Origin of the sequence: Nocardioides sp. Root682 (assembly GCF_001427795.1) — a bacterium.
Classification (GTDB): domain Bacteria; phylum Actinomycetota; class Actinomycetes; order Propionibacteriales; family Nocardioidaceae; genus Nocardioides.
In genome coordinates this window covers 765,857-778,799 of record NZ_LMHJ01000001.1, presented here as the reverse complement: position 1 = coordinate 778,799, position 12,943 = coordinate 765,857, and the positions used below count along the sequence as shown (strand labels likewise).

Below are 12,943 nucleotides of genomic sequence, written 5' to 3'. Positions count from 1 at the left end.
GCATGAGTACTGAGTACGACGTCATCGTCATCGGCGCCGGCCACAACGGACTCGTGGCGGCGAACTACCTCGCCGACGCGGGCCGTCGGGTCCTGGTCCTGGAGGCAGCCGGCACGATCGGCGGCTTCACCGCATCGAGGAAGTCCATCCCGGGAGCCCCCGACCACCTGGCGCATCCCTACTCCTTCGACCCCTTCTTCTGGGACTCCTTCCCGGCAGCGACGGAGCTCCAGCTGGACAGGCACGGACTGCAGCGTGTCCGGGTCGACCCCGGGCTGGTCTACCTCGACCCCGAGGACGCGTCGCTCGCCTTCTACGAGAACCCGCAGGCAACCGCCGATGACATCGCCCGGTTCTCCCGCACGGACGCGCGCGCCTACCTCGAGTTCGCCGACCTCCTGAAGGCGTTCAGCGACGTCGCGCTGTCCTACTTCGTGACCAACCCGGGACGCTTCGATCTTCCGGGGCTCGCGCGGACGGCGAGACAAGCGGCGCGTCACCGCAAGCGCCTCGGTGACGTCGCGGCGCTGGCCACCGGGTCCGTGGTCGAGGCCATCGCCGAGCGGTTCGAGCACCCGGTCGTCCGGAACGCGCTGCACGCCGCTGCGGGCTCGACGACGCCCAACTCGGCCGACGGCAGCGGAGCCGGTTTCCTCTGGCTCGCGAACCAACACCGGCACGCCCACCAGCACCTCGTCGGTGGCATCCAGTCGCTCCCGAACGCCCTCGCCCGACGCCTCGGATCGGTCGGCGGCGTCGTCCGGGTCTCGTCGCCGGTCGAGGAGATCCTGCTCGACGGTGGACGTGCCGCGGGGGTGCGCCTCCAGGGCGGCGAGGTCTTCCACGCCGCCGAGGCGGTCGTCGCTGCGTGCGATCCGCACACTGCTCTGGGTCGCCTGCTCCCGCGGGGAACTCTGGAGCCTGTCCTCGAGAAGCGTGTCGACAACATCCCCGTTCGCAACGGGGGCTACGGGCAGATGAAGGTCGACCTGGCATTCAGTGGCCGACTCTCGCTCGAGCGGTACGAGAAGCGTCGCGGTGACGACCTCGACCTGCGGCTGCCCATGCACGTCCTGGCGACCGAGGACGGCATCGAACGGGCCTTTGCGCGGTCGAAGGCCGGCCTGCTGCCGTACGACGACGACTGGAGCATGTGGAACGTCATCCCCACCGGCAACGACCAGAGCCAGGCCCCTGCCGGGCAGGACAACTTCTACTGCTACCTCGCCGTCGCGCCCTACGCGCCGGAGGAGCCGTGGGACACCGCCGGTCCGGATGGCGTGACCCTGCGCGAACGTGCGGGCAACTCGGTGGTGGCCAAGCTGTCGAAGTTCTACGACGGAGTGGAGACCCTCGAGATCGGGCGCCAGGTCCTCAACAACGAGGACTTCGCCCGTGAGGTCGGAGCGACCGGTGGCAACATCACGCACGTGGACATGGTGCTGAGTCGCGGCGGCCCGCGGCGGCCGGTGCGTGGCCTGAGCGGCTACGAGATGCCCGTACCCGGTCTGTACCTCGGTGCCAGCGGCGCGCATCCGAGCGGAGGCATCACGGGCGCGCCCGGCTACATGGTCGCCCGTGAGGTGTTGAGACGTCCCATCTCGGCCCGGCTCAGGAGCAGGATGGGGCGATGACGACCCACGCACCCGCCACCGAGCCGGATCGTGTCGTCCTGGAACGCAAGCCCGGGGCACTCGTCTTCTGGTCGGCATTCGGCGCACTGGTCACGGCTCTGGCGACGGTGGCCTGGGTCAGCTGGGTCTTCTCCGGCGACTTCCAGCGCGTCGACCCGGGCGAGGACCACTACCGGTTCCTCTGGTACCTGCGGACCTTCGAGGTCGTCAGCGTGGTCGTCAGCCTGGCGATGCTCGGCTGGTTCGTCGTACGTCCGTGGCGGCGGGAGCGGCGGGTGCCGATCGACGGCAAGATCCTGCTCGGCATGATGATCGCCTACTACGTCGATCCGATCCTCAACGTCTTCAATCCCGCCTTCGCCATGAACGCGCACGCGGTCAACTTCGGGTCCTGGGCGGGGTTCATGCCGGGCTACCCGAGCCCCGACCAGGAGCGGTTCGCCGAAGGTCTGCTCTGGGCGCAGCCGCTGTACATGTACTTCGGGCTGCTGGCGGCGATGGGTGGTTGCCAGATCCTGCGGCTCCTGCGGACCCGGATGAAGCGGGCGAGCAGCGCCACCCTCTACGCCATCCTCTTCGTGACCTTCGCCCTGGCGGACGTCGTGGTCGAGATGGTGTTCATCGTCTATCCCCAGCTGTACATGTTCCCCGGTGTCCCGGCGAACTTCTCGCTGTTCGCCGGTGAGATCTACCAGTTCCCGCTCTACCAGGCGCTCTTCGCGGCAGTCTTCGCGACGATGGTGACGTGGCTGCGGGACTCGGTTGACGCGACCGGCCGATCGGCCGTCGAGCGGGGCGTCGATGACCTCGGCTTCTCGCCCCTTCGGCGCCACGCCACCTCGTTCATGGCGGTCACCGGCTTCTGCACCGCCTCGGCGCTGGGCTACTTCCTGCCGTACTCTGCGGCGACCATGACCGCCGACACCTACGTCGAGCTGCCGTCGTACCTCAGCCCCAGTGCCTTCTGCGGTGTCGAGGGCAAGCCGGCCTGCCCCTCGGAGCACCTCGACCAGCTGCAGCACGGAACGGGAGGGAAATGACGAGCACCGAGACCGACAGCGCGACGTCCGGGTCCCGCGCCTCCGTGCAGGCCAGGTCAGGGGCGGCACGGCGTCGCGCCACGCGGGCAATGATCGTCGCTGCGGCCGAGCAGCTGCTGATCGACGGCCTGGACTTCGATGCAATGTCGATGGCAGAGATCGGTAGGGCGGCGTCGGTGTCGCGCGCGACGCTGTACCTCCACTTCAAGGACAAGCGGGACATCATCGCGGAGCTCGCCGAGCGGATCGTCGCGCAGCGCTTCGAGATCGGCGCGGATCTCGTCTCCGACCCCACGATGAGCCGGCAACAGATGCGGGTCATCGTCGCCGACATGGCTCGCCGGTGGGCCGAGGACGCCCCGCTCCTGCACGCGATCGTCAGGCTGGCAGAGCAGGATCCCGCGATGCGGGAGGTGTGGGTGCACGCCATCGACGAGGTGGGCGACATGGGCGCCGCGCTGATGCGCACACGGTGGGAGCTCGAAGGGCGACCCGTCGGTGACGTCGAGACCCTGGGACGCGTGCTGTCGTGGATGTTCGAGCGTTGTGCGCGCCAGATGATCGAGGACCCCGAGAGCGAGGTCCGGGTCGTCGATGCCGTGACGGAAGTCGTCTGGCGAGTCATCGACTACCGCGAACCGGACCGCCCCTGACATTCGGTAGGGACCAGACAACGGCAGGGATCCGGTCAAGCGGGTTGATCAGATCCCCGCCGTTGTCGCCACCCGCACCCAGTTCGCGCTCCTCTCCACAGGTCGGTGAAGCCGAGGTGTGGGGCCACCGTCGCCCGGACAGGTCTCGGTCATGGACGACATCGACGACCTCCTCGATCGCCAGGACGGTGTGATCGCGCGGCACCAGGCGATCGCCCGCGGCCACACCCCCGCCTTCGTCGCACGCAAGCTCAGGCGGCGGGACTGGGTTGCGGTCCATCCCGGGGTCTACGTCAACCACACGGGCCCGCTCACCTGGCGCCAACGGGCGTGGGCGGTGGCCGTCGTACGACGGCTGCCCGCCTCTCCGTGCGCGTCGGGGAGATGTCCCGTCTGGCGCGCCGTGCGCTGATCGAAGCGGTGCTGCAGGACGTGGCTGAGGGAACGTGCTCCGTGCTCGAGCACGGCTACCTCACTCGGGTCGAGCGCGCTCACGGGCTCCCTCGGGGACTGAGGCAGGTCGAGGCCCGGGACCAGGCCGGTCGGCGCATGTTCCGCGACGTCCTCTACGGCGGCAACCGGCCCCGTTGGCGACAGCTCGTCGAGCTCGACGGACGGCTCGGTCACGACACAGCCGCGGATCGGGACCGGGACCTGGAGCGGGACCTCGATGCTGCGCTCGAGGAGCAGGGCACGGTGCGGCTCGGGTACGGACAGGTCTTCGACAGGTCGTGCTCGACGCAGCCAAGGTCGGCCGGCTGCTCCAGCTGCGAGGTTGGGCCGGAGAACCGACCCAGTGCCCGGACTGCCCACCGGCGGACCGGCAGGGATCCGATCAAACGGGTTGATCAGATCCCTGCCGATGTTCGACCGTCAGGCGAACCGCTTCTTCAACCGCGTCAGCGCACCGTCCCGGTTGGCCTTGATCAGCGCCTCGGCGGCGTTCTTGCCCGGCAGGCCGGAGATGCCGCCGGTCGGGTGGGTGCCGGCGCCGGTGATCCACAGGCCGGGGACGGGCGTCTCGTAGCCACCGAATCCCTGGGCCGGACGCAGTCCGCCGAACCGCATGCCGACCGGCTCCACGTGGTAGACGTTGCCGTCCGGGACGTTGAAGCGCTCCTCGAGCTCGGGCGCCGACATCACCCGGCGGCTGATCTCCATGCCGTCGAGACCCTCGTAGTACAGCGAGGACTCCTTGAGGACCTTGTTGCCGATCTGCTCGCGCATCTCGTCCCACGGCACCTTCGGGTTGCGCGGGAAGATCCCCGACCACGCCCAGAAGGTGTCCTGGCCGTCGGGCGCCTGGGTGGGGTCGAGGCGCGAGGGGACGATGCCGATGAAGCACTCGTTCTCCGGGTAGACCCGCTGAACGGCGCTGTTCCACGCGTCGATGTGGTCCTCGTAGGTCTGCCAGCTGACGATCGGCTCGGTCAGGTCGAGGCCGTCCTTGCGCCACGCGTTGTGCCTGGGCATGGTCAGCCGGCCGGACACCGCGACGTCGATCTTGAGCGTCGTGGTCTCCAGCACGTTGGTCGGAATCGCGTGTGCCCGCCGCTCGAGGTGGTCGGGAAGCGTGCCCTCGGGCAGCAGCTGGGCCAGCGTGGCCTTGGGGCTGCAGGAGGCGAGGGTCGTCGTGGCGAGCAGCTCCTCCCCGTTGCCGAGTCGTACGCCGGCCACGGCGCTGCCGCGCATGACCAGCTCGGACACCCGGCTGTTCACCCGTACCGAGCCGCCGTGCTCGATCAGGCACTGGGTGAGCGAGTTGGTCAACGCCCCGGTGCCGCCCTGGAACCGCGCGGAGTTCGTCCGGTGGCACATCGCGATGTAGATCAGCGCCCACGCCGTACCGTCCTGCGACATCCAGCAGAACGGCGGCATCGAGGCCAGTGCCCCGCGCAGCAGGGGGGTGTCGAACCGTTCCTCGATGAACTCCTTGTGCGAGGTGGTGAGGAAGGTCGTGAGGGGCAGCAGCTCCTTGCGCTTCTTCAGGGCCGCCGGCAGCTCCCGCATCAGTTGCGCGCTGGGGCGCAGCGGATGTCCGTTCATGTAGGGGATGGCGAGGTCCATCGCGGCATCGAGCGAACGCGCGAAGGCCTCGTAGGCGCGGGCATCCTTCGGGGAGAAGTAGCGCAGCTCCTCCACGGTCTTCGCGGGGTCCTTCCAGAACGCCAGCGACGGCCCCTCGGGGTCGAGATGGACATGGAAGGGGTCGGCGATGATCTGCTTGAAGCCGTACTTCTTCAGCTCCAGGTGCTCCTCGATGCCGGAGGAGCGGAACAACGAGGCCTGGATGCCGCCTTCGTTGATCTGGTGGCCGGGGGCGTCGGGGAAGATCGGGTTCGTCGAGATCATCCCGCCGATCGTGGGGGAGGCCTCGACCACTTCGACGGTGAAGCCGGCCTTGGCGAGGTAGCACGCGGCGACCAGTCCGTTGTGGCCGGCGCCGATCACGAGGACGTCGGTGGGTGCCTTCGGATCAGGCATGGGAGAGCTCCGTTTCAGTGGAGAGGGGGGCTTCGCTGCGGATGGCGCGCAGCAGGACCCAGGTCATGACGAGGTACCAGGCGCCGAAGGCGGTGGCCGGGATCCAGAAGCCGATCAGTCCGGTCCAGGCGAAGACGCCGTCGGCGAAGAACGCGATGAGGGTGGCGGGCAGGACCAGGAAGGACAACCAGAGGCTGAACCAGGCGACCCAACGGGGAAAGACCGGCTCTGGAGAGCGATCGCCGAGGGTCGCGATCGCGATCGCAACGAGCTGTCCGACGACCGGCGGCCAGGGAATGATCAGCAGGATGTAGGACAGGTCGTTCATCGCGAGGGTGATCTCCGCGGGACGCTCCGGACGGAACGAACCGACCATGAAGAACACGATCGGCACGGTCAGCACCATCGTCACGATGATTCCCGACGCGAACTGCAGCACCGACATCACCGGGAATCCCCGCTCTGCACGGCGCAATTGGAGACTCACGACCAGCGAGAAGGGCAAGGTGAGGAACGCTCCGGCCATCGCGATCGTCAGTCCGGTGAGGTGCAGGGTCTGGTTGTTCGCGTAGTGCTTGGCGACCTCTGCCGCCGAGTCGGTTGCCGGGACGAGCGGGATGAAGCCCCCGAGGAGGCCCCATCCGCCGAACAGGCAGAGGGTGAAGAGCGGACCGCACCAAGCCATGGCGACCTGGACGCGGCGCTGGCGCTCGATGTCGTCCACCACGTTCACCGGTTCCCGATGAACGACTGCGCTTCACCGCCTGGCGCGGGTGCTCCGATCAGTCCGGCGAGCAGCTGGCTGGCGGGGTTGTTGAGCTTCATGGGGGCGTCCGGAGGGAGCAGCCCGAGCTCGATCATCAGGTTGCCGGCGCGGTGCATGATCACCGCCAGACGTACGGCGGCCCACACCTCGTAGAAGTCGAGGTGCTCGAGCGCCCGACCGGCTGCCTTCTCGTAGGTCGCGACGACCTCGTCGCGCGACGGGAAGCCTTCGGGAACGGGGAATCCGATGCCCTCGGTGTGGTGGCGCAGGATGAACAGCCACCAGGCGACATCCGCCTCGGGCTGGCCGAGACCGACCATCTCCCAGTCCAGGACGGCGTTGACCGCGAGGTCGTCGCCGAAGAGCTGGTTGCCGATCCGGGCGTCTCCCCAGAGCAGCACCGGATCGCGGTCGTCGGCGGGCCGGTGCTCGGCCAGCCACGCGAAACCGGCCTCGACGGTCGGGTTGGTGTCGCCGGCCCTGGCCCAGTCGTAGAACCCGATCCAGTGGGCGAGGTCGGCGTGGTACACCGTGGCTGCGTCCGAGCCGCCTTCCGGGGCCAGGGACTCCAACCCCAGCGATCGCCAGTCGACCGAGTGGATGCCGGCGATCGCCTCGATCGAGTTCCGGCAGAGCTCGCCGCGCAGTTCGGGGGTCAGGTCATCGAGCACCCAACCCGCCGCGGTGAACGGCGGGTCGTCGGCGGGTACGCGGCCGAAGGCTCGTTCCATCACGAGGAAGGGTGACCCGAGCACGGCGGGGGAGTCCTCCACCCAACGCACGACCGGGGTGGGCAGCCCGGCGGATGCAAGGCCGTTCATCACTGCGGCTTCGCGGGCGAAGTCATAGGTCGGAAAGACCGATGGTCCCGCCGGTGCGACGCGCGCGACGAACTGCCCGGTCTCGGTGCCGGCGGACCACGTGGCCGTGAACAGCACCGTCAGGTTGGACATCCCGCTCGCAGCGGGCACGTCGCAATCGGTGATCGAGGCACCAGGCAGGCGCTCGGCGAGCCACCCCTCCAGCGCGCCTCGGATCTCCGCGGGGTCGGTGTTCGCGAGGGCCATCAGTTGTCTCCTTCGATGCGGGTGGGCTGGATTGCGGGCTGGGAGGCACGGGCGACCATCGCCCGCTGGTACTTGTCGAACCAGATCTCCTGGTAGGTGGCGTGGGCGATGCGCCCCTCCTCGTCGGTCCAGCGGAAGACGCTGTCGTGGAAGGAGACGTTGGGCCACGCGGGAATGGTCGCCGTGGCGATCGCCTCTCCGGTGAAGCGCCAGACGCGACCGTCCTCGTCGGTGGCCTCGACCTCCTGGCGCAACGTCGCGAACGTGAGTGCCTGTCGCTCCAGCACGTTGCGGCGGATCCGGGTGACCTGACGGGTCTCGCCTTTGTGGATCAGCCAGGCGAAGTGGTGGGTCGGCGCGCCCTCGGGGAGATCGAAGAGGCCCGTCCAGGCGGGGTCGGTGTCGGGTGCCTCGAAGCTGATCTGGTTGAAGATCAGCTCGCCCTGCCCGTTCGAATCGGCGAAGTACATCGGCGACCAGCCGACAGGAGGCACGGGCACCCCGCCCTGGTCCTCGGTGCGGACCTGGCGCCAGGAGCGGTCACGCGGGGTGAAGCAGTCGACGTCGTACTCGACGCCTTCGAGGGTCAACGAGCCGACGCAGTGCATGAACTGCTCGCTGCCGCCGGGGACGCGGCCGGGATCGCCGTGGTGGTCGTCCTCGCCCGGCATCACGTGCCCCCGCGCCAGGAGCGGCGTCACAGCCGTCTGGGTGACGTCGAACGACGTACGGCCGTCCTTGCTGGCGTAGCTCACCCGCGCCACCCGGCCCGGCTCGAGGAACTCGATGCGCAGGCCGTTGGCGGTGGTGATGACGTTCCCGTCGACGTCCGGCCACGGCATGGTGACCTCGTAGTCGAGGTGTGCGACGTCGAGGACGTTGACGTTGTCGACGCCCTGGAAGATCGCGACGCCGCCCTGGCTCAGCGGGAACGTCGGCTGGTAGCGGACGTAGAGGAAGGCGCCGATCTGCGCCTCGGGGACCGAGAAGCCGAAGTAGTGCGTGTGGATCGTGTGGTGGTCCCAGCCGGCGCCTTCGGCCCCGTCCGGCAGCGGGAGGAGCAGGTCCGTCTCGGGCGGATGGACGGCGTGGTTCATGGGGACTCCTGCGGGTGTGCGGCGATCGTGACGACCACCACACTGGCAGAGAATGAATGGATTTTCAATATTGAAATTTACGTCAGTTTAGATCTAGGGTACGACGCATGCTCGCCACAGCCGCCCGGGAGATCCCGGCCCACCCGACCACCGAGATGCCGTTCGGTCCCGAGATCGCATTCACGATCTTTCTCGGGATCCCCGTGCTCATCGGGGTGTTCTTCGCGATCCGCCACCTCCTCACGGGGCGCGGACCGCTGCTCGCCGTGTGCCTGGTCGGCGGTGGCATCGCGTGCCTGTTCGAGCCGATCGTCGACACGCTCGGGCTCTGCTACATCCGCGAGGGCGCCCACCTGACGACGTTCACCTCGATGGGGCGCGACTTCCCGCTCTTCATCAACTTCGTCTACATCTGGTACGTCGGCGGGCTGGCCTACCTGGCGTACCGGATCTTCTCCAACGGGGTGACCGTCAAGGGCCTGTTCCAGCTGTACCTGATGGACGTCTTCATCAACATCTGGCTGGAGAGCCCGGGCGTCCTGATGGGCGCCTACGAGTACTACGGGCCGCAGCCGATGAACCTGTGGGGCCTGCCGCTGTGGTGGGTCTTCGTGAACCCGATCATGCCGCTGACGGCGGGCGCGCTCATCTATCGGCTCAAGCCCTACCTCCCCGGCTGGCGGATCGCCCTCGTCATCCCGTTCATCCCGATGGCCGACGGCATCGGCAACGGCGCGGCTGCCTGGCCGGTCTGGACCGCGCTGAACCTCGACGCTCCGCTGTGGGTGACGCACCTGGCGTTCCTGATGACCGTCGGGCTGGCGCTCACCTGTGTCTGGGTGCTGTCGTTCGTCGTGTGCCGGTCCGAGGACGAGGTCACTGTGAAGGGGAAGCTCGCCATCGTGAAGGCGGCCGTGTTCGGCGTACCTGAGGGTGACGTGCCGCCGCCGGAGATCACCATCGGTTCGGGGCCCAGGACGCCGGCCGTAGTCTGATCCCCATGGCTGCGGCGACAGAGGGTGAGAGCCGGTACGACCGGCGTCGCGTACGGACCCGGGGCGTGCTCGTCGCGGCCGGTCGGTCGCTGATCGGTGCCCACGGCGTCGCTGGACTGAAGATCCAGGACATCACCGAGGAGGCCGATGTCGCCCTCGGTTCCTTCTACAACTACTTCTCCAACAAGGAGGAGCTGGTCGAAGCGGTAGTGGAGGAGTCACTCGCCGAGATGGCCGCGACCGCGGGCCTCAACGACGACAACCGGCACCAGGACCCCGCGATCACCACGGGGCTCGCTGTCCTGCGCATCGTGGGCATCGCCTTCAGCGATCCCGACCTGGCCCGGCTGCTGGTCCGGCTCGACCACGCGGACCTCGTCTACACGAGGGCGATGTACCCGGCCGCGCTGGAGGTCGTGCGCACCGGGGTCGAGGCAGGGCGGTTCACCGTCCCGCACGAGGACGCCGTCGTGCACAACGTGGTCGCCGGGTCGCTCGCCCTGATCCGCCGGATCCTGGACGGGGAGCACGACCCCTCCGTCGTGGCTGCCCAGGCCGAGCTCACGTTGCGCCTGCTCGGGCTGGGGGTCGAGGAGTCGGCCGCCGTCGCGGCCCGGTGCATCGAGCTCAGCCAGCAGGCATGACCCGCACCTGGGTGCGGGCGCCGAGGTCGATCTCGACCTGCGCGCGACCTGCGTAGTCGGCGACCACCGTCCCGTGCTGCGTCCCGCGGACGTCGTACGACGCCCCCGGCCGCAGCTGCCCCAGGGTCAGTGTCGTGCGGACCGGGCCGTTCCCGGGGACCAGCACGAGGTCGAGCGCTGCGCCGTCGGAGACCGCCCTCGCGACCAGCACGTCCGGGTAGGCCGCGTCCTCGAGCACCGGCCCGTCGCGCCACTGCTCCGGTGGCCCGAAGGCGACCAGGTCGCGCAGCCCGCTGCGGCGCCCGAACCGGCCGAGGTTGAGGTAGGAGTTCGCCAGTCCGCTGGCGTTCGAGACCCGCTCGGCGCCGTACCTCTCCTCGACCTGCTCGCGCTCGGTCAAGGTGGCCTCGGCGGCGAGCGCCGTCTCCTCGTCGCCGATCTCGCGGGCCGCCATCGTGGTGACGGCGAGGGTGAACGTGTCGGTGCCCAGCTTGTAGTTGCCGGGATCGAGACGGCTCACGACGCTGCGCGGCGTCGAGACCCGGCCATCCTCCACGCGCAGCCAGCCGTCACGGATCAGCCACCAGGTGCGCTGGGCGAGGTCGGGCATGCCGGGGTTGAGCCAGTACGTGGTCGCCAGCTGCACCGACGGGCTGGCCCAGAAGTTCCAGGACAGCCCGAGGTGTGCGGAACGGACGCCGACGATGCGCCCGTCCGGACGCAGGAACTCCGACTCGTAGGCAGTGCGCAGCTGCGAGCGCACGACTTCTGCCGCGCCGGTCGGGGTCTGCTGCTCGGCCGCCAGCACGGTGTTGAGGCCGAAGGTGTTGCAGATCGTGTAGATCCAGTTCGGCTCGCAGGGGTAGAGGCTGAACGGCGAGCCGGACACGCTCGCCCGGACGTTCGCAGCCAGTCCCGGAAGGTCGTGGGGGAAGACGGTCGACTCGTCCCACCGGAACGTCAGCGACCCCGGGCGGGTGTAGCGGTCGTCGTTCAGGGCGGTGTACATCCCGACCTGGAGGCCGAAGAAGCCGGTCAGCATGACGTTCTGCCCGACCGGGATCGGCTCCTTGTCGCGGCGCAGGTTGCCCCACGCGTTCTCCAGCGGCCAGTAGCCCCAGACGCGGCGCTGCAGCATCTTGTCGATCGTGTTGCGCTGCGCCTCGGCGAGGTAGCCGCGGAAGGCGGGTGTGCGGGTGAACTGCGACATCGACAGGCCGTAGGACAGGGCGTTGAGCTGGTAGCGCAGGGCGCCCTCACGGAACTGGTCGATGTGGGTGAACCCCTCGTAGGCGTCGAGGGGCTGCAGGGCGAGGTCGAGCGCGGTGCGCAACCGGCGCAGGTCCTGGTCACTGTGCTCGACCACTGGGAAGTCGTCCGGGTACGACGGCGCGCCGGTCACGGCGAACGGGACCTGCGCGAGCCGCTGGTTGAGCGCGGCACCGCGGCGTCGTTGCGACGCATGGCGGATCGCGTGCACGCTCACGGCGAGCGCGACCAGGGCCGGGACGGTCGCGAGCACCGCGATGCCCGCAACCGTGGAAGGGTCCGGGCCGTCGAGCAGGGCGAGGGGGAGCGAGGCCGTCAGTGCCCACGCCAGGGGAGGGAGCACGGTGGGTCCGGCGGCCCACCAGACGAAGACCGCGAGCAGCATGCCGAGGACCGCCACCGCGCCCCAGGCCGGGTGGCCGGTGGCGAACAGCCCACCTCCCGGCAGCGCGATCCCGAGGGCGAACGTCGTCACCCGGTCACTGGCGCCGAGCGCGAGCGCGGCAACGCCGCACAGCCACAGGGCGCCGTACCCGAGAAGGGTGCGGAGCAGGGCGCGGCGGGTGGCTGGTGGGAACAGCGGGATGTCTGTGGGGAGCAGGACGGTGACGGTCTGGTCGGGTCGGGCGGCGACGGTGGTCATGCGGGCCTCGGTATCGGTCGGTCGGGGGTGCGCGCCAGGGAGCGGGCGCCGAGGGCGACGACCAGCAGGCCGCTCCCGTGGAAGAGCAGGTCGAGTGGCAACGCGGCCACCCGGAAGTCGAAGAGCCCGAGCAGGTGCATGTCGACCAGGCCGAGCTCGGTCCAGGTGATGCCGGCAGCAACGAGCAAGGCCGGGCGCGGAGTCGGGGTGTTCCTCGCGAAGACGCCGAGGAGTGCGGCCGACGCCAGGGCCACCAGGGCGGCGTCGCGCCAGAGCCACGGGCCGTCGAAGGTGCGCACCAGCGGGGTCGTACCGATGGCCGCGACGACCAGCGCGTAGGCGACGGTGCCGATGACCACGCCGAGCAGCAGGCCGCTCGTCGTCCCTCGAGGGGGTGCGGGCGCGCGCTCGGGCACGGCGATCACAGCGCCGTCCGTTGAGCGGCGAGCCGGTGGCGCGAAGCCCGGCTCGGCCGGACGGCGTCCGGGGAACAGGTGGAACCAGATCGCCCGGAGGACACCGAGGACCAGGGCGAGCACCGCACAGCAGGCCATGGCGGCACCCCTTCCTCAATCTGTTACGACTCCGTAACAGAATTTACGACGGGCCCCGTCTGGTGTCAACGGGTGGCCCCGCATCCGGCAGGATGGC

Annotated in this window: 12 protein-coding genes; 6 read left to right on the top strand and 6 right to left on the bottom strand. The window is 69.3% G+C overall.

The window, feature by feature from the left end; all coding sequences use genetic code 11:
- Positions 1 to 2 precede the first annotated feature (2 nt).
- The 4 genes from ASD84_RS03755 (at position 3) to ASD84_RS25410 (ending at position 3,739) form a co-directional block, all read left to right on the top strand.
- Positions 3 to 1,634, top strand: a complete 1,632-nt coding sequence (locus ASD84_RS03755; protein ID WP_056706790.1) for a phytoene desaturase family protein — start codon at positions 3 to 5, stop codon at positions 1,632 to 1,634.
- On the top strand, positions 1,631 to 2,674 hold the full coding sequence (locus ASD84_RS03750; RefSeq protein ID WP_056706788.1) for a spirocyclase AveC family protein: 1,044 nt from the start codon (positions 1,631 to 1,633) through the stop codon (positions 2,672 to 2,674). The genes ASD84_RS03755 and ASD84_RS03750 overlap by 4 nt, the downstream gene beginning before the upstream one ends.
- Entirely contained in the window at positions 2,671 to 3,327 is a 657-nt protein-coding gene (locus ASD84_RS03745) for a TetR/AcrR family transcriptional regulator (RefSeq protein ID WP_082573132.1), read from the top strand. The genes ASD84_RS03750 and ASD84_RS03745 overlap by 4 nt, the downstream gene beginning before the upstream one ends.
- 151 nt (positions 3,328 to 3,478) lie before the next feature.
- Complete coding sequence (locus tag ASD84_RS25410) at positions 3,479 to 3,739, top strand: hypothetical protein (protein WP_056706785.1); 261 nt, start codon at positions 3,479 to 3,481, stop codon at positions 3,737 to 3,739.
- 461 nt (positions 3,740 to 4,200) lie between these two features.
- Here the strand turns inward: ASD84_RS25410 and ASD84_RS03735 are convergent, their stop codons facing one another.
- From ASD84_RS03735 to ASD84_RS03720, 4 genes are read right to left on the bottom strand one after another with little or no spacing between them, the layout of a single operon-like run.
- Positions 4,201 to 5,811 carry a phytoene desaturase family protein gene (locus ASD84_RS03735; RefSeq protein ID WP_056706783.1) on the bottom strand — a complete coding sequence of 537 codons (1,611 nt, stop codon included), beginning with the start codon at positions 5,809 to 5,811 and terminating at the stop codon, positions 4,201 to 4,203.
- Complete coding sequence (locus ASD84_RS03730) at positions 5,804 to 6,544, bottom strand: hypothetical protein (RefSeq protein ID WP_056706780.1); 741 nt, start codon at positions 6,542 to 6,544, stop codon at positions 5,804 to 5,806. Before ASD84_RS03730 ends, ASD84_RS03735 begins: the two co-directional genes overlap by 8 nt.
- A complete protein-coding gene (locus ASD84_RS03725; protein ID WP_056706778.1) occupies positions 6,541 to 7,644 on the bottom strand; it encodes a phosphotransferase family protein in 1,104 nt (367 codons plus the stop codon). The genes ASD84_RS03730 and ASD84_RS03725 overlap by 4 nt, the downstream gene beginning before the upstream one ends.
- Positions 7,644 to 8,741 carry a hypothetical protein gene (locus tag ASD84_RS03720; RefSeq protein ID WP_056706776.1) on the bottom strand — a complete coding sequence of 366 codons (1,098 nt, stop codon included), beginning with the start codon at positions 8,739 to 8,741 and terminating at the stop codon, positions 7,644 to 7,646. Before ASD84_RS03720 ends, ASD84_RS03725 begins: the two co-directional genes overlap by 1 nt.
- A gap of 107 nt (positions 8,742 to 8,848) precedes the next feature.
- Here ASD84_RS03720 and ASD84_RS03715 point away from each other — a divergent pair, with 107 nt between their 5' ends.
- Entirely contained in the window at positions 8,849 to 9,736 is an 888-nt protein-coding gene (locus tag ASD84_RS03715) for a hypothetical protein (protein WP_056706774.1), read from the top strand.
- 5 nt (positions 9,737 to 9,741) lie between these two features.
- On the top strand, positions 9,742 to 10,380 hold the full coding sequence (locus tag ASD84_RS03710) for a TetR/AcrR family transcriptional regulator (protein WP_056706772.1): 639 nt from the start codon (positions 9,742 to 9,744) through the stop codon (positions 10,378 to 10,380).
- Here ASD84_RS03710 and ASD84_RS03705 read toward each other — a convergent pair.
- Together ASD84_RS03705 and ASD84_RS03700 are read right to left on the bottom strand one after the other, a co-directional pair.
- The gene (locus ASD84_RS03705; RefSeq protein WP_056706769.1) at positions 10,364 to 12,292 is read right to left on the bottom strand and encodes a hypothetical protein; all 1,929 of its coding nucleotides are present in this window, start codon (positions 12,290 to 12,292) and stop codon (positions 10,364 to 10,366) included. The genes ASD84_RS03710 and ASD84_RS03705 overlap by 17 nt on opposite strands.
- A complete protein-coding gene (locus ASD84_RS03700; protein WP_056706767.1) occupies positions 12,289 to 12,846 on the bottom strand; it encodes a hypothetical protein in 558 nt (185 codons plus the stop codon). The genes ASD84_RS03705 and ASD84_RS03700 overlap by 4 nt, the downstream gene beginning before the upstream one ends.
- Positions 12,847 to 12,943: the final 97 nt, after the last annotated feature.